20 protein-coding genes are annotated in these 16,222 nt (G+C 29.8%); 10 read left to right on the top strand and 10 right to left on the bottom strand.

Annotation, left to right across the window (positions count from 1 at the left end; all coding sequences use genetic code 11):
- The 5 genes from AABM47_RS06225 to AABM47_RS06205 all read right to left on the bottom strand — a co-directional run.
- On the bottom strand, positions 1 to 515 hold a 515-nt coding region (locus tag AABM47_RS06225; RefSeq protein WP_338410063.1), incomplete at its 3' end, for an aquaporin.
- On the bottom strand, positions 502 to 1,122 hold the full coding sequence (locus AABM47_RS06220) for a protein-tyrosine-phosphatase (RefSeq protein ID WP_338410062.1): 621 nt from the start codon (positions 1,120 to 1,122) through the stop codon (positions 502 to 504). The genes AABM47_RS06220 and AABM47_RS06225, both read right to left, overlap by 14 nt.
- Entirely contained in the window at positions 1,112 to 1,735 is a 624-nt protein-coding gene (locus AABM47_RS06215; protein WP_338410061.1) for a class I SAM-dependent methyltransferase, read from the bottom strand. The genes AABM47_RS06220 and AABM47_RS06215 overlap by 11 nt, the downstream gene beginning before the upstream one ends.
- An 11-nt stretch (positions 1,736 to 1,746) precedes the next feature.
- Positions 1,747 to 2,220, bottom strand: coding sequence for a DUF6428 family protein (locus AABM47_RS06210; protein ID WP_338410060.1), 474 nt, complete (start codon positions 2,218 to 2,220; stop codon positions 1,747 to 1,749).
- A gap of 10 nt (positions 2,221 to 2,230) precedes the next feature.
- Complete coding sequence (locus AABM47_RS06205; protein ID WP_338410059.1) at positions 2,231 to 2,554, bottom strand: metalloregulator ArsR/SmtB family transcription factor; 324 nt, start codon at positions 2,552 to 2,554, stop codon at positions 2,231 to 2,233.
- 126 nt (positions 2,555 to 2,680) lie between these two features.
- Here AABM47_RS06205 and tpx point away from each other — a divergent pair, with 126 nt between their 5' ends.
- From tpx to ribB, 6 genes are read left to right on the top strand one after another with little or no spacing between them, the layout of a single operon-like run.
- Positions 2,681 to 3,178 (top strand): thiol peroxidase, encoded by a 498-nt coding sequence (gene tpx / locus AABM47_RS06200; RefSeq protein WP_338410058.1) that lies wholly within the window; start codon positions 2,681 to 2,683, stop codon positions 3,176 to 3,178.
- A gap of 1 nt (position 3,179) precedes the next feature.
- Positions 3,180 to 3,557, top strand: coding sequence for a diacylglycerol kinase family protein (locus tag AABM47_RS06195; RefSeq protein WP_338410057.1), 378 nt, complete (start codon positions 3,180 to 3,182; stop codon positions 3,555 to 3,557).
- A gap of 38 nt (positions 3,558 to 3,595) precedes the next feature.
- Positions 3,596 to 6,073, top strand: a complete 2,478-nt coding sequence (locus AABM47_RS06190) for a DNA translocase FtsK (protein ID WP_338410056.1) — start codon at positions 3,596 to 3,598, stop codon at positions 6,071 to 6,073.
- 1 nt (position 6,074) lies between these two features.
- Positions 6,075 to 6,725, top strand: a complete 651-nt coding sequence (locus tag AABM47_RS06185; RefSeq protein WP_338410055.1) for an outer membrane lipoprotein carrier protein LolA — start codon at positions 6,075 to 6,077, stop codon at positions 6,723 to 6,725.
- Positions 6,726 to 6,736: 11 nt separating this feature from the next.
- Positions 6,737 to 8,188 carry an LptF/LptG family permease gene (locus AABM47_RS06180; RefSeq protein ID WP_338410054.1) on the top strand — a complete coding sequence of 484 codons (1,452 nt, stop codon included), beginning with the start codon at positions 6,737 to 6,739 and terminating at the stop codon, positions 8,186 to 8,188.
- On the top strand, positions 8,181 to 9,311 hold the full coding sequence (gene ribB / locus AABM47_RS06175) for a 3,4-dihydroxy-2-butanone-4-phosphate synthase (RefSeq protein WP_338410053.1): 1,131 nt from the start codon (positions 8,181 to 8,183) through the stop codon (positions 9,309 to 9,311). The genes AABM47_RS06180 and ribB overlap by 8 nt, the downstream gene beginning before the upstream one ends.
- Here ribB and AABM47_RS06170 read toward each other — a convergent pair.
- The 3 genes from AABM47_RS06170 to AABM47_RS06160 all read right to left on the bottom strand — a co-directional run bounded on the left by AABM47_RS06170 (position 9,308) and on the right by AABM47_RS06160 (position 11,171).
- Entirely contained in the window at positions 9,308 to 10,063 is a 756-nt protein-coding gene (locus AABM47_RS06170) for a sulfite exporter TauE/SafE family protein (RefSeq protein WP_338410052.1), read from the bottom strand. The two genes, ribB and AABM47_RS06170, sit on opposite strands and share 4 nt — an antisense overlap.
- 118 nt (positions 10,064 to 10,181) lie before the next feature.
- Positions 10,182 to 10,595, bottom strand: coding sequence for a DUF6691 family protein (locus AABM47_RS06165; RefSeq protein WP_338410051.1), 414 nt, complete (start codon positions 10,593 to 10,595; stop codon positions 10,182 to 10,184).
- 18 nt (positions 10,596 to 10,613) lie between these two features.
- Complete coding sequence (locus AABM47_RS06160) at positions 10,614 to 11,171, bottom strand: YeeE/YedE thiosulfate transporter family protein (RefSeq protein WP_338410050.1); 558 nt, start codon at positions 11,169 to 11,171, stop codon at positions 10,614 to 10,616.
- Positions 11,172 to 11,251: 80 nt separating this feature from the next.
- Between AABM47_RS06160 and AABM47_RS06155 the strand changes: the two genes are divergently transcribed.
- The 4 genes from AABM47_RS06155 to AABM47_RS06140 all read left to right on the top strand — a co-directional run bounded on the left by AABM47_RS06155 (position 11,252) and on the right by AABM47_RS06140 (position 13,948).
- Complete coding sequence (locus AABM47_RS06155) at positions 11,252 to 11,734, top strand: DUF4199 domain-containing protein (RefSeq protein WP_338410049.1); 483 nt, start codon at positions 11,252 to 11,254, stop codon at positions 11,732 to 11,734.
- A gap of 1 nt (position 11,735) precedes the next feature.
- Entirely contained in the window at positions 11,736 to 12,191 is a 456-nt protein-coding gene (locus tag AABM47_RS06150) for a 2-dehydro-3-deoxyphosphooctonate aldolase (RefSeq protein WP_338410048.1), read from the top strand.
- A gap of 93 nt (positions 12,192 to 12,284) precedes the next feature.
- Complete coding sequence (kdsA, locus tag AABM47_RS06145) at positions 12,285 to 13,103, top strand: 3-deoxy-8-phosphooctulonate synthase (RefSeq protein WP_338410047.1); 819 nt, start codon at positions 12,285 to 12,287, stop codon at positions 13,101 to 13,103.
- Entirely contained in the window at positions 13,103 to 13,948 is an 846-nt protein-coding gene (locus AABM47_RS06140) for a hypothetical protein (protein ID WP_338410046.1), read from the top strand. The genes kdsA and AABM47_RS06140 overlap by 1 nt, the downstream gene beginning before the upstream one ends.
- Positions 13,949 to 14,085: 137 nt before the next feature.
- On the opposite strand, the gene AABM47_RS06135 is transcribed toward AABM47_RS06140, so the two are convergent.
- Together AABM47_RS06135 and AABM47_RS06130 are read right to left on the bottom strand one after the other, a co-directional pair.
- Positions 14,086 to 15,555 carry a HAMP domain-containing sensor histidine kinase gene (locus tag AABM47_RS06135; protein ID WP_338410045.1) on the bottom strand — a complete coding sequence of 490 codons (1,470 nt, stop codon included), beginning with the start codon at positions 15,553 to 15,555 and terminating at the stop codon, positions 14,086 to 14,088.
- On the bottom strand, positions 15,552 to 16,222 hold a 671-nt coding region (locus tag AABM47_RS06130), incomplete at its 5' end, for a response regulator transcription factor (RefSeq protein WP_338410044.1). The genes AABM47_RS06130 and AABM47_RS06135, both read right to left, overlap by 4 nt.

Here is a 16,222-nt window from a genome sequence, read left to right as displayed (position 1 = left end):
GATGCCCCGCAAATGGGTCCCGCCAACCAAGCTTCTATAAAGACCGTAAAACCTATTAAAAATGGAGCATACTTAATTAATGCCTTTTTTGTAGTAGGGATCAAAACAACCATCATTAATACAAAACTTAATGACAATTCTAATATAAAAGATTCAAGCCAACTTCCACTAGGGAGGGTGTTTCCTAGATTGATATTAAACGGAAAAAAATAATGCAAAACTGTACTGGCTAAAAAAGCACCTAAAAATTGTAAAACAATATATTGAATGGCGTTTGAAGGTGAAATTTGCTTCAAAAACAAAAAAGATAAAGTAACTGCTGGATTAATATGACAATCCGCAAATCTCCCAAAATATTGAACCAATAGCCAAACGGTTAATCCAAAAACAACACCAATACCAAAGACACCAATACTACCTTGATATTCTTGACTAATTATGACTGATCCGGTACCAAAAAAAACCAACAAAAAAGTACCAAAAAATTCTGCCCAAAGTTTTCTATAATCTTCCATTCTTTATCTTTGAAAACACAAAATACATTTCAGAAGCAATTTCCATACTTCGCTCTAAATACTTTTCATCCATTAAATATGTTCCGTCAAAAGCTTTTGGGTCGTCATAACGAATGGGTAAACGCTTTTCTGCTCCTGCAATAAACGGACAGCCTTCGTCTGCAGAAGAACACGTCATCAGCGCTGCAAATTGCGAATCCGGATTAAATAAATCATCAAAAGTCTTTGAAAAACAAATGATGGGATGTTGGTTGTCTGAAAATTTAACAGCATAAACAGGATTGCTTACTTGACTTAATTGCAGAATTTGAAAACCCTGTTTGTCTAATGTTTCAGCAATTTTAGGAAACATGGCCGTTGCTTGTGTACCTCCTGAATAACAAAAAATATTTTGTATTTGAAAATGAAAAGCCATTGTTTGTGCCCATATTTGTGTCAAATGACTTCTTCTTGAATTGTGGGTACAAATAAAATTTAATCGTATTTCTTGATTTGCATTTACTTTATCTTGAATGTAATCGATTAATGGGTTTAATACTTCTTTTCGTTCTTCTACTGTTACAAAATTTGCTAAAGTTTCAATTAAAGCTTGAATTTTAGGATACATGGTCTTGTTTTTTAAATGTGCAAAAAATAAAATTTTGAAGGGTGTTAAAGGGTGTTTTATGGTCTGTTATAAAACATGTTTTTTTGATAAATTTGCTTTCAAAAACCGAATTTAATTTAGACTCATTATATTGAGAAATGTTTAGTCCACTACATTTTAAGGGACCCGTTTCTGAAAATGTTCCAATTACTAAATTACCACCCGAAACAATTAAATTTGAAACTAAATCTGCATATTTATGAATTTGAGTACTGTCTGTCAAAAAATGAAAGGATGCTCTGTCGTGCCATAAATCAAAAGTAATTTCAGGCTTATAATCTAAAACATTTGACACAATATAGGTTACCATAGTCGCCTTATCCCCTAACCTACTTTTAACTTTTTCGATTGCGTTTAATGAAATGTCTAATAAAAATAGATTCGTAAACCCTTTATCTAATAAGGCGTCTATCAAGTAACTATCACCACCACCAACATCGATGATTTTTGCATCTTTAGAAAGGTTCAATTTTTCAATTATTTCTATAGAATTTACAGGTGTTTTTTGAAACCAACTTACTTCGTTTTCGCGTTTAGTTGCAAAAATGTTCTCCCAGTGTTCTTTGTTTGTCATGTATCTATTTTTTAGCAACAACCTGAATTAGGTGCACAAGTGTTTTCTTTAACTTTCCATTCTCCTAATTCAAAATTTGTTTTTGTTTCAGGAACAATACATTTATCTTTCGCTAAACAGTCTGTTAATCTAGAGATTAATACAAAATGAGTTCCGTCAAATGACAAATTATATGAACCAACTGTTTCTTGCATTTGGTACTCTACTTCAATTTCTAAATCATCAATTTGCATTTTTTCTTCTAAAAGTTCGATAATGTTTATTAATTTTTCAGGAGCTAAACGATGATCATAATCATCAGTAGCCCAAAGTTGAAAATTAACAACTTCTACAGATCTAAATACACCTCCACAATCTATAAAATTTTTGGTTACTTTTCCAACATCGGTAATATGAAAATTATGGGGTATAAATGAGTCATTGGGCAATTTAAATGCTATTGATTTTAGTTTTTTTAATTCTTTTTTAATTTCTGATAATTTCATAGTGTTTAAATTAGCAACATTTAGTGTTTAATTGATTTGAGATTCCTGCAAAATATAATTCTATTTTTTTTACAATTTCAATATTTAAGCAGTAGCAAATTGCTGTTCCTTCTATTGTACCTTTTATGATGCCAACTCTTTTTAATTCTTTTAAATGTTGAGATACTGTTGGCTGAGCTAGAGGTATTATTTTCACAATATCACCACAAATACAAGTGTCAACAGAAAGTAAATATTGAATAATTGCTATTCTAGCAGGATGAGATATGGATTTAAATAAACTTGCCATCTCATTTTGCTCTTCTGAAAAAAAATCTGATTTTGAAGCACCCATATGTTTATTTGTATATTGCAATATTACGATAAAATATTAAAACTACAAAACTATTAATTTTAAAAACAAATACTGATTACCTTTTCCAAATATATTTATTACTTTTGTTATCTAAAAAAACATATCATGGCAACAATAACATTAGGAGGTAACCCAATATCAACATCTGGTGAATTACCTGCAATAGGGACTCAAGCACCCGATTTTAAATTAGAAAACAGCGATTCTTTATTTGTTTCTTTGGCAGATTTTAAAGGGAGTAAACTAGTTTTAAATATTTTTCCTAGTATTGAAACAGGAACTTGTGTGGCATCTGTGCGAAGTTTTAATGCAAAAGCTAGTGGCCTAAAAAACACTAAAGTACTATGCATTTCAAATGACTTATCCGTTGTTCAAAAAAACATTTGCGAGTCGGAAGGATTAAACAATGTCATTAATTTATCTGATGCTAAAGACGGTAGTTTCGGAAAAACATATGGTTTAGAAATTTTAGACAGTAAATTAGCTGGAAAGCATTCAAGAGCGGTTATTGTTTTAGACGAAAATGGAGTTGTTGTTTATACAGAACAAGTTCAAGAAGTTGCTGATGAACCCAACTATGAATTAGCTTTAGCATCTCTATAAAATGAAATTTGAAAAAGACGAAACTTTTTTTTTAGGAAGATTTAAAAGCATCGGTTTTGCATTTAAAGGAGCCGTTAAATTAATTACAACAGAGCACAGCGTCATGGTTCAATTTTTAATAGCTGTATTGTTAATCATTGCAGGATTTTATTTTAATATAACCAAAGAAGAATGGATGTTTCAAACACTTACCACAGGACTAGTATTAGGTGTTGAGGGACTAAATACTGCTGTTGAAAAAGTAGCAGATTTTATACATCCTGATTATCATAAAAAAATTGGTTTTATCAAAGACATTGCTGCCGGTGCTGTGTTTTTTGCAGCTATGACAGGTATCGCTATTGGAAGTCTAATTTATATTCCTTATTTTTTTAATTAATTTTAAACATGTGTCCTCTACTAAAGATATAAATTAATATGGCAAAAAAGCAAAAAAATACACCTATAAAAGATCCAAATGTACCTAATAAATATAGACAACATCGATTTGTAATAGGCTGTTTATTAGTTTTAATAGCGATTGCTTTAATGATTTCTTTTATATCTTATTTTATTACAGGATATCATGATCAAAGTCAAATTGAATCATTAATAAACAGGACTGATAAAACAGAAAATTGGTTGGGCAAAGTTGGAGCTTATATTGCTGATTTCTTTATTTACAAAGGATTTGGAATTGCTTCTTTCATTTTTGTAAAATCCTTATTAATGATAGGTATTTATTTCATCTTAGATATCAGCATTTTTAAATTAAGAAAATCATTATTTTGGGATTTTTATTTAATTATTATTTTCTCTTTAGTATTTGGCTTTTTTTGGGAACAATTTCCAAATTTTTCAGGTGTAATTGGATATGAAATTAATCAATTTGTTTTAGATTATATTGGAAAAATAGGTGTTTTACTGGTGTTAATTTTATTTGTTATTATTTTTTTAATTTTTAAAATAAAAATGTCACCAGATAAAATTAAGAATTCATTAGAAGAAATAAAAAACAAGTTTCCAAGCCCTAATATTGAAGAAATTAAAACGAGCTCAGACAATGATGTTAATTATCTTACAGAAAACTCAACCGAAACTGACTCATTTAACTTTCTCTCCCCAGAAGAAAAAGAGACTAATTCTAGTATAGAGCTCAAAACTAATTCTAATTTTGAAATAGATAAGGAAAGCTTAAAGCCAACCATTGGTTATCATTCTGAATTGTTAAAGGATTCTAAAATTGATAATGAATACATAGATAATGAAGAAAAGGAGTATTCTATTGAAGAAAAAAATATAAAAAATACAGACACAAATAATGAAAATTTTGTTGTCGAAGTTGTTACAGAAGAAGAAACTATTGAAACTAATTTAGCTGCAAAAATTGTAGCTGATTTTGGAGAATTTGACCCTACACTAGAGTTATCAAATTACAAGATGCCAAGTATTGAATTATTAAAAGACTATTCATCTGGTGGTATAACTATAAACCAAGAAGAATTAGAACAAAATAAAAATAAGATTCTTGAAACTTTAAAAAATTATGGCATTGGAATTTCTCAAATTAAAGCTACTGTAGGCCCAACAGTAACGTTATATGAAATTATTCCAAATGCAGGTGTACGTATTTCAAAAATCAAAAACTTAGAAGACGATATTGCGCTTTCATTAGCGGCTTTAGGCATTCGTATTATAGCGCCTATTCCTGGTAAAGGAACTGTTGGTATTGAAGTTCCTAATGCAAACCCAACTATGGTTTCGATGAAAAGTGTTATTTCATCTGCAAGATTTCAACAATCAGAAATGGAATTACCCATAGCCCTAGGTAAAACAATTTCAAACGAAACTTTTGTTTTTGATTTGGCAAAAATGCCACACCTACTTATGGCAGGTGCTACAGGTCAAGGAAAATCTGTTGGCTTAAATGCTATATTAACTTCCTTACTATACAAAAAACATCCTGCTGAAGTTAAATTTGTTTTGGTTGATCCAAAGAAAGTTGAGTTAACCTTATTTAATAAAATTGAAAGACACTATCTAGCTAAGCTACCTGATACAGATGAAGCTATAATAACAGATAATACAAAAGTAATAAACACCTTAAATTCGCTTTGTATAGAAATGGATAACCGGTACTCGTTATTAAAAGACGCTATGGTTAGAAATATAAAAGAATACAACGAAAAATTTAAACAACGAAAATTAAACCCTGAAAACGGTCATCGATTTTTGCCTTATATTATTTTAGTTGTAGATGAATTTGCTGATTTAATTATGACTGCAGGAAAAGAAGTAGAAATACCAATTGCTCGTTTAGCTCAGCTAGCTCGAGCTATAGGTATTCATTTAATTATTGCAACACAAAGACCTTCTGTAAATGTTATTACAGGTATGATAAAGGCAAATTTTCCTGCAAGAATAGCTTTTAGAGTTACTTCAAAAATAGATTCAAGAACAATTTTAGATTCAGGAGGAGCAGATCAATTAATAGGTAGAGGCGATTTACTTTTTACACAAGGCAATGAAATTGTTCGTGTTCAATGTGCCTTTGTAGACACACCCGAAGTTGAAAAAATAACAGATTATATTGGATCACAAAAAGCATATCCAGATGCATATCAATTACCTGAATATGTTGGTGAGGAAAGTGGCACAAAACTTGATATGAATATATCTGAAAGGGATTCGCTGTTTAAAGATGCTGCAGAAGTTATTGTTACTGCTCAGCAAGGCAGTGCGTCTTTAATCCAGCGGAAATTAAAACTAGGTTACAACAGAGCTGGAAGAATCATAGATCAATTAGAGGCTGCTGGTATTGTTGGCCAATTTGAAGGCAGTAAAGCTCGATCTGTTTTAATACCTGATTTAGTAGCGTTAAATCATTTTTTTAATAATGAACAAAAAGACTCATAAAATGAAATACTTTATAAAAGTAGCACTTATATTTTTATTAACCCTAAGCACACAAGCACAAGAATCTAAAAAAGCAAAGCAATTATTAGATGAAGTAGCGGCAAAAGCAAAAGGATATACAAATATAATTATAGACTTTAAATACGACCTTAGCAATGCAAAAGAAAACATCAATCAAGAAAGTAAAGGAAAAGTAGCCATACAAAGCCTTCAATCAAACAAATATGTTCTCGATTTTATGGGTATAACAAAAATGTTTGACGGTAAAAAAACATACACTATAGTTCCCGAAGACGAAGAAATTTCAATTTCTAAAGGTCAAGAAGATGAAAAAGCTATAAGTCCAGATAAAATGCTGACATTTTTTGAAACGGGATACACTTATCTATGGGACATTAGCCAAAACATTAAAGGAAGAAAAATTCAGTATATAAAATTAAAACCAACAAATACAAAAGAAAACATAAAAGAAGTTTTAATTGGTATTGATGTTTCAACAAATAACATTTATAATATGATAGAAACTGATAAAAAAGGAACTAAAACAACTTTGACTGTAAATTCTTTTAAAACTAATCAGCCTTTATCAAAAAATCACTTTACCTTTACCGAATCAAAATATCCTGGCTATTATATAAATAGTTTAGATTAAAATAAGTTTCGTTGAAAATACTAGACCAATATATTTTAAAATCATTCTTAATTACATTTGCTTCGGTTTTTGTAATTCTCTTTTTAATATTTGTACTTCAGGGTATTTGGCTTTTTATAAGTGACCTAGCAGGTAAAGATTTAGATTTTATTGTTGTAATAAAATTTTTAGGCTTTTACTCTCCCACAATAATTCCAATGGTTTTACCATTATCTGTATTACTAGCGTCCATAATGACTTTTGGTAGTTTTGCTGAAAACTATGAGTTTGCAGCGATGAAATCTTCAGGTATTTCATTACAAAGAGCCATGAAATTTTTAACATTCTTTATTGTTTTTTTAAGTTTTATTGCCTTTATATTTTCAAATAATGTAATACCGGCCGCTCAATATAAATTTATTAATTTAAGACAAAATATTGTAAAACAAAAACCTGCTATGGCAATTGCCCAAGGACAATTTAATCAAATTGGTAATATCAATATAAAAGTTGAAGAAAAATCAGGAGATAAAGGACAGTTTTTAAAAGGAATTATCATCCATAAAAAATCCACAAACGGAAATGGTGCAAGTACCATAATCAATGCAAAAAACGGAATTTTAAGCAGTGATGAAGATCAAAATTTATTAAATCTTGAATTATTTGACGGAAATTACTATGAAGATATTTCTCCTCAAAACTATGAACAACGAAAAAAAATTCCTTTTGCAAAAAGCACTTTTAAAAAATATATTTTAAGCATTAATATTGACAAATTAAATGATTCAGATATTAATCAAGAATCGATATCGAACACATATAACATGTTAAATATTAAAGAATTAAACATCACTATTGACTCCTTACAAAAAAGAATAAATACCGATATTGTTTCATTTTCTGATAACATCTCACAACGGTCATCCAGTCTCTTTTATTCAAAAAAAATTGAAAACATTACAAAAGACACCCTAATTGACAACGTATTGGCTCTCTATCAAATAAAAGATCAAAAAAAAATTGCAGATAACGCTTTTAATAATAATAGCAGTATTGATTTTTCTATAGAAAGCAGTAAAAATGATTTGGATTACAAAAAGAAAAACATCAATCAACATTGGATTTCATTTAATGAAAAATTTATGTTGGCTTTTTCATGCTTTCTTATGTTTTTTATTGGGGCACCTCTTGGAGCTATTATTAAAAAAGGCGGATTGGGCTTGCCTATGGTTTTAGCTATCTTAATTTTTATTACATTTCATTTCATCAATACTTTTGGAAAAAAACTAGCTCAAGAAGACAGCCTTAGCCCCTTTTTAGGCACATGGATGTCTTCAATATTACTTTTGCCTTTTGCTATTTTACTTACCTATAGAGCAACAAATGACATAGGAATATCTATTAATGTTGATTGGATTATAAATCCAATAAAAAAAATAATTTTAAAGTTTCAAAAACAAAAAATAAGCACACCAAATGTCTAATAAAATACAACTTAACACAATAGAAGAAGCTATTGAAGATATTCGTCAAGGAAAAATTATTATAGTTGTTGATGATGAAGATAGAGAAAATGAGGGTGATTTTTTAGCTGCTGCAGAAAAAGTTACTCCTGATATGATCAACTTTATGGCAACACATGGGAGAGGCTTAATATGTGCTCCCCTAACAGAAAGTCGTTGTAAAGAGTTAGAATTGCATACTATGGTTACTAATAATACTGATCATATGGAAACCGCTTTTACGGTTTCTATTGATTTAAAAGGAAATGGAGTAACTACCGGAATTTCTGCTGCCGATAGAGCAAAAACCATTTTAGCATTAGTAAACACAGATACTAAACCATTTGAACTTGCCCGCCCGGGTCATATTTTTCCATTAATAGCTAAAGAAGGTGGTGTATTAAGACGATCCGGTCATACAGAAGCGGCTATTGATTTTGCACGCTTAGCTGGCTATACTCCTGCTGGTGTTATTGTAGAGATAATGAATGAAGATGGAACAATGGCTCGATTACCTGAATTAGCAGTTGTAGCTATGAAATTTAATTTGAAACTCGTTTCGATTGAGGATTTGATAGCCTATAGAATGCAACATGATAGCTTGATTCTTAAAAAAGAAGATTATGAAATAAAAACGCGTTTTGGTGCATTTAGGTTAAGAGCTTATCTTCAAACTACAAACAAGCAAATTCACATAGCATTAACCAAAGGAAATTGGAATGCTGGTGATGAAATACTTACCCGCATCAATTCTTCGCAAATAAATAATGATATTTTAGGAACACTTACATCTAATCCTGACAATAAATTAGAAGACATGTTTGCAAAAATAAATAATGACGGCAAAGGAGCTATATTATTTATCAATCAAGAAATACATTCTTTAGAATTGTTAAACAGAATTGTTGAATTAAAAACCTTACAACAAAAAGGCATTTTAAAAGCGTCCCTAGTAAAAATGGATGCTAAAGATTTTGGTATTGGTGCTCAAATTCTTCATGACATACATATTTCAAAAATCAAATTATTATCTAATTCACAACAAACTAAACGTGTTGGAATGATTGGCTATGGTCTAGAAATTACAGAATATGTAAAATATTAATTAAAGAACCATAATTTAATTGATAAGGCCGTTACAGTAACTATTAAAAAAAATTTAATTGCCTTATCCCCTTTTTTAACAGACCAACGACTTCCAAACCAAGCTCCAGATACGTTTCCTATAGACAAAACAGCGGCTAAACCATAATCTATTTTGTCATTAAACGCAAAAACTAAAACAGCACCTGTTGTATATACAAATACAACAAAAACTTTAGTTGCGTTTGATCTTACCAAACTCATTTTGTTTACATAAGGTAAAATTAAAAGCATTAAAAAACCAATACCTGCATTAATTAATCCGCCATATATTCCAACAAAAAAGAAAATTATTAGGGATATACTTAACGATTTTCCTGTTAATTGCTCAATTAAGTTTGCCTGGCTTTTATTGGAATTAAAAACAGTTAAAACTAAAACCATTATCATAATAACGGCCAACAATCTGTTAAAAGCTTTTCCTTCAAAATCTAAAGCTAAATAAGCTCCTATAACAGATCCAAATAAAGCCGATATACCAACATATAAACAAAATGGATATGTAGAAACTCCTTTGCTTTTAAAACCTCTAACTGCTGTAAAGGTTTGTAATAATATGGCAACCCTATTTGTTCCCTGAGCTAATGGTGCTGGTAAGCCCATAAAAATTAAAACAGGTAATGTTAACAATGTACCGCCTCCAGCTACTGTGTTTAAAAAACCTGCAGCAAAACCAACAGCTATTAAAAAAACATAAGGCATGTATTCGTGCATATTATGAAATAAAAAAAATATTAAACTATTTATTTAGCAATAATGTAATTGACTATTGCTTAAAAAATCAACGCACTTTGAGATTATACAAACGCCTGTTATTCTATAAAAAACCATTTTAATTAGGCATTTTATCCTTTACAAGTCCATAAATAAAAGTACCTAGTAATGCGCCAATTAAAACAACAACTACTGCCAAAGTTCCTGTGCCTAAAAGAATGTAAATGGGACCAGGACAAGCGCCTACTAAAGCCCAACCTAAGCCAAAAATAGAACCTCCAAGTATATACCTCCAAAAACCTATTTCTTTATCAACAACTTCAATTGGGTTTCCTTTAAAATCTTTAATGTTTTTCTTTTTGATCAACTGAAAACCTATTGTTCCCGTAATTAATGCAGAGCCTATTATTCCATACATATGAAAGGATTCAAATTGAAACATTTCATAAATGCGATACCAAGAAACGGCTTCTGATTTTGTTAATACTATTCCAAAAAATATACCTGTCAAAAAAAAGGGTGCTAATTTCATGTATTACTTAATTTAATATTAAAAAATGAATGGTAAAATAAAGTGTGCCATTATTAATCCACCTATAAAAAAACCTATTACAGCTACTAGTGATGGAACTTGCAAATTACTTAATCCAGAAATCGCATGTCCAGAAGTACATCCGCCTGCATAACGTGTACCAAAACCAATCAATAAACCACCAATTAACAAAATAAAAAAACCTTTTGGTGTTTGTAAATTATTTAAACTAAAAATTGCGTCTGGCAATAATTTACCATTTGGTTCATCAATATTGAGTAGTTTTATCTTTTCAATGGTATGTGGATTTAAGTTCATGCCTGATCCGTTAGATAAAAAGTAAAAAGCAATAAACCCTCCAAATATTGTACCTAAAACCAGAACTAAACTCCATTTTTGTGTACGCCAATCCAATTTAAAAAAAGAGCTGTATTTACCTGCACCACCTATAGAACATAATGTCCTTAAATTTGATGACATTCCAAATGACTTTCCTAAATAAACCAATAGCAACATTATCATTCCAATTAAAAAACCCGAAATTGACCAATGCCATGTACCATACATAAAATCCATAAATAAATTTTTATCAAATATAAATAATCTAATCCATTTGATAAACATTTATTACTTTTATAGCATAATTAAAATAAACAATGGAAAAATTTAAAATTGAATTCAAATGGGCCATGGTATTTTCTTTAAGCCTCCTCTTTTGGATGTATTTTGAAAAAATAATGGGTTGGCATTCTGAAAAAATAAAATTTCAACCTATTTATACCATGCTTTTTGGGTTTGTTGCCGTGATAATTTATGTTTTTGCAATTTTAGATAAAAAGAAAAATCACTTTAATGGTACACAAGATTGGAAAAAAGGTTTTTTATCTGGTGCCATTTTATCCTTACTAATAGCAGCCTTTAACCCAATTGTTCAATATCTCTCGTATGAAGTTATATCTCCCAATTTTTTTACGAACATTATATCCTCTAAAATAGAACATAAGAGAATGTCACTAATAGATGCTGAAAAATATTTTACATTATCTAATTACATTTATTTCAGTACTTTTTCTTCTTTATCATACGGAATTGTAACGGCTTCAATAGTGGCTTATTTTGTAAAATCTAAAACCAATTAATATGAAAAAATTAATGGCTCTATTTGTAATACTTTTAGTAAGCATGTCGTCTTGTATCAGTACAAAATCAACTATAAAAAACATAGATCAAACAGCCGTTAGGCCTTTTGTTAAAAACAAAATGTTTTTACTAACAGAGTATGCAAAAGATTCAAAATATGGCACTGACACCGATTATCCTATAAATATTGGCATTATAAATGCCAATTTGGAGCCCGTTTTTATAGCCTATTTCTTTAATGGAATAGAAGGACCTAAGGGAGAAAAAATTGTATTTAAAAAAATAGATTCCTGCTGCCCTTTTCCATCCAAAAACTCCAATATGGGTGCTGGATTACTAGCTGTATATGAAGCTAATTTTGAAGGTTCAAATAAAAAACAAATTTACTATTTTAACATATATGAAAAAGGAACAATAGCCTGTCCAAAAGGTTTTTTGATAAAAAAAACAAGCTAATGCATCCCTTATTCTTTTTATGATGCATCTAAGCTTTTAAACTTCGATTTAAAAGTTTTTTATTTTTATCTTTGTATCTTCTAAAACTAAACTATGAATATTAAAAATATACCTCAAATAAAACATACAACAAGTGGCAATTTCTTCCTTTTAGCTGGTCCTTGTGCTATTGAAGGCGAAGAAATGGCTATGAGAATTGCCGAAAAACTTGTTGGAATTACAGACAAGCTAGAAATTCCTTTTGTATTTAAAGGTTCGTTTAAAAAAGCAAATCGGTCCCGAATTGATAGTTTCTCAGGAATTGGAGATGAAAAAGCCTTAAAAATTTTAGAAAAAATATCAAAAGAATTTGGAGTTCCAACCGTTACTGATATACACACCAATGAAGATGCCGCTATGGCTGCTGCTTATGTAGATGTTTTACAAATACCAGCTTTTCTTGTTCGTCAAACTGATTTAGTTGTAGCTGCTGCTAAAACTGGCAAAACTGTTAACTTAAAAAAAGGGCAGTTTATGAGCCCTGAAAGCATGAAGCATGCCGTTCAAAAAGTTCTGGATTGTCAAAATGAAAACATAATGGTTACCGACAGAGGAACCATGTTTGGCTACCAAGATATGATAGTAGACTATAGAGGAATACCTACCATGCAACAATATGCTACAACAGTTTTAGATGTAACCCATTCGTTGCAACAACCAAATCAAACTGTCGGTGTAACAGGCGGAAGACCCGATATGATTGAAACTGTTGCAAAAGCTGGAATTGCTGTTGGTGTAGATGGCATTTTTATTGAAACTCATTTTGACCCTGCTAATGCTAAAAGTGATGGAGCTAACATGTTGCATTTAGATTATTTTGAAAATCTTATGACAAAATTAGTAGCCATAAGAAAAACTATAAATCAATTTTAATGAAACAATCATTTTTATTGGTAGTACTTTCGCTTTTTTTTTATGTACAGTGCTCCTTTTCTCAAGAATTCACTAAAAATTCTGAAAAATATTCGGCACACAATAAAGGTAAATTTTATTTTTATTGGGGTGGAAATCGAGAAACATTTTCAACTTCTGATATTCGATTCAAAGGATCTGATTATGATTTTACCATATATGATGTAGTAGCACATGACAAACCAAAAGGATGGCATATCGACTACATCAATCCCGCCAGAATGACCATTCCGCAAACAAACTTTAGAATGGGTTATTTTATAAATGACCATTACAACATATCGCTTGGTATAGACCACATGAAATATGTTATGCTTCAAAACAAAACCGTTACTTATTCTGGTAATTATCCAAATGCAGAAAGTTATAACGAAAATCCAAATGGCAATCAATTAACTTTAGATGAAAGCTTCTTAACATTTGAACACACGGATGGATTAAATTATATAAATACTGAAATTACTCGTGTGGATGATTTTTCACATGTACTAAAACTCCCTAATATCGATAAATTTCAAATCAATACACTTGGAGGGATAGGAATAGGCCTTTTATTTCCTAAAACCAACGCTACTGTTTTGAGTAAAGAACGTCATGATGACTTTCATGTTTCAGGATATGGAGCTTCAGCAAAAGTGGGATTAAACTTTACATTCTACAAGCACTTCTTTATTCAAACAGAATTAAAAGGAGGTTTCATAAACATGAATGACATTAAAACAACTGCATTAAATGAAGACACTGCAGAGCAGCAATTTTGGTTTTTACAACGAATTATTGCTTTTGGCGGAATATTTAGACTTTAAAAACCAATTAGGTTTAAAAAAAACACTTTTAATATCTTTTAAATTTCATAAAAAAATAATTGAAATAAATAAGTATAACTTACTTATACGTGATAATTAATATACTTTATACTTGGGCAGGATTTTAAAAAATAATTTTAATTATAAAATTTTAATTTAAATTTAAACGAGCTTCCAACATTTTCTGTGCTTACAAGTTCAAGAGATGTGTTATGCAGATCTAATATTTTTTTTACAATTGCTAAGCCTAATCCTGTATTATCTTTTAAATCTGTAAAATTATTAGCTTTGTAATAGCGCGCAAATATTTTATTTCTATCATTTTCAGCAATACCAACACCATTATCAGACACAATTATTTGAGCATTATTGTCATTACTTTTTAATGTTTTTATGATAATTTTTCCACCTATTGGTGTAAACTTTATTGCATTATCTATTAAGTTTTGCATAACACGTTCAATAAGTGAAACATCGGCATATACTGGATGTAATTCTTTAGACAATTCAGTCAAAATTGAAATATCTTTAGTTTTAGCAATTAGTTGGTATTTATTAATAATATCACTTATTAATTCACTAATAATAAAAGGTTCTTTTTTAGCATGTACTTGATTTGCTTCTAACTTTGATAATTCAAATAATTCAGTAACTAACTTTTCTAATTTTTCAGCACTATCTTTTACTGTATTTATATATTTATTCCGATCTTCAATAGATATTGTATCTTGTTTAATTTGCAATGTTTCTATATAACCTCTAATAATAGCGATAGGAGTTCTTAGATCATGGGACACGTTAGCAATTAATTCACGTCGCAAATTTTCAACTTGCTTTAATTTATCAATATTAGTGGTCAAAATATCAGCCATCTCGTTAAACATTTCTCCGAGTTGGCTTTCATCACTTGAAGAGCCTATTATTACTCGAGCAGCTAAATCACCTTGTTTAAATTTATGCATTACCATTAATATTTTTGAATATTTTTTTGTAATAACTCGAATAATTATTAAACCAATTAAAAACGTTGTTATTAAAGTAATGAGCATTGTTCTAGCGCTAATTTTGAGCATATAGCTGCTAAAAAGAGAATCTGAAGCTGCTTTGTATTTTTCACCTGTTAATACAACATAGATATATGCATAGAGCATATTGTTCATAGTAAGCGGAGATGCTGAAAATATTTTTTGGGTATTAGGGTTAAGGGGATCGTCTCCTTTAACAAAATTATCAGGTGTGTTTTCTATAAAATCAAGAACTGGTTTTAAGTTAATTGATTCTAATGCAATTTTTCTTTCGGGAGGATACCAGGCTATTATTTTGCCTTTTGGATCTACCAAATAAACTTCTAAACTAGGGTTAATTGCTTTAACATGATGAAACATTTCTTCTAAAGCAGGTTTAATAACATCTCCGTTGTAAAAAGGTCTAGAATTTTTAACAATATTTTTTGCGGTATCATGATTTAGTCTTTGGTTTACCTCATCTAAATATTTGTTAGAGTAATCGATACTAATATAGATATACATAAAACCTACTGCCGCTAGCAAAAAGAAAAAAAGTATAGAAATTTTCCAAAAAAGACTGTTATATTTTTTCTTAATCATAGCTGTTGTATTTCGTCTGTAAATCTATAACCTATTCCCCAAGTTGTTAAAATGTATTTAGGTTTTCCTAAATCTGCTTCTATTTTAGTTCTCAGTCTGTTAATATGAGAATTTACAGTGTGCTCGTATCCTGAAAACTCATAACCCCAAACAAGGTTTAATAAGTTATCTCGTGAATAGTTTTTACCGGGGTTTGACATAAATAGATAAAGCAAGTCAAATTCTTTAGGTGTTAATTCGACTTTTGTATCATTAATCATAACTTTTCTTTTTTGAGAGTCTATCGTTAATTCATCACATTTTAATATTTCATTTTTAACTTTATCTTCGTTAATTCCTATTTCACTTCTTCTAATTAATGCCTTAACACGTGCTATAAATTCGCGAATACTAAATGGTTTAATCAAATAATCATCAGCACCTGTTTCTAATCCAATTATTTTGTCAATCACCTCACTACGAGCGGTTAACATCATTATTGGCGTAAAATTTTTTTCAGCCCTAATGCGTTTACAAATTTCAACACCATCAATATCAGGCAACATAATATCTAAAATAATTAGATCAAATTTTTTTGTTAAAGCTAAATTTAAACCACTAAAACCTGTATGAGTTTTAGTAACTATACAGTTAATATCTTTTAAATGAATCTCTGCAAGTTCAACAA

Origin of the sequence: uncultured Flavobacterium sp., from assembly GCF_963925415.1 — a bacterium.
GTDB lineage: Bacteria > Bacteroidota > Bacteroidia > Flavobacteriales > Flavobacteriaceae > Flavobacterium.
This window is presented reverse-complemented; position numbering and strand designations above follow the sequence as displayed.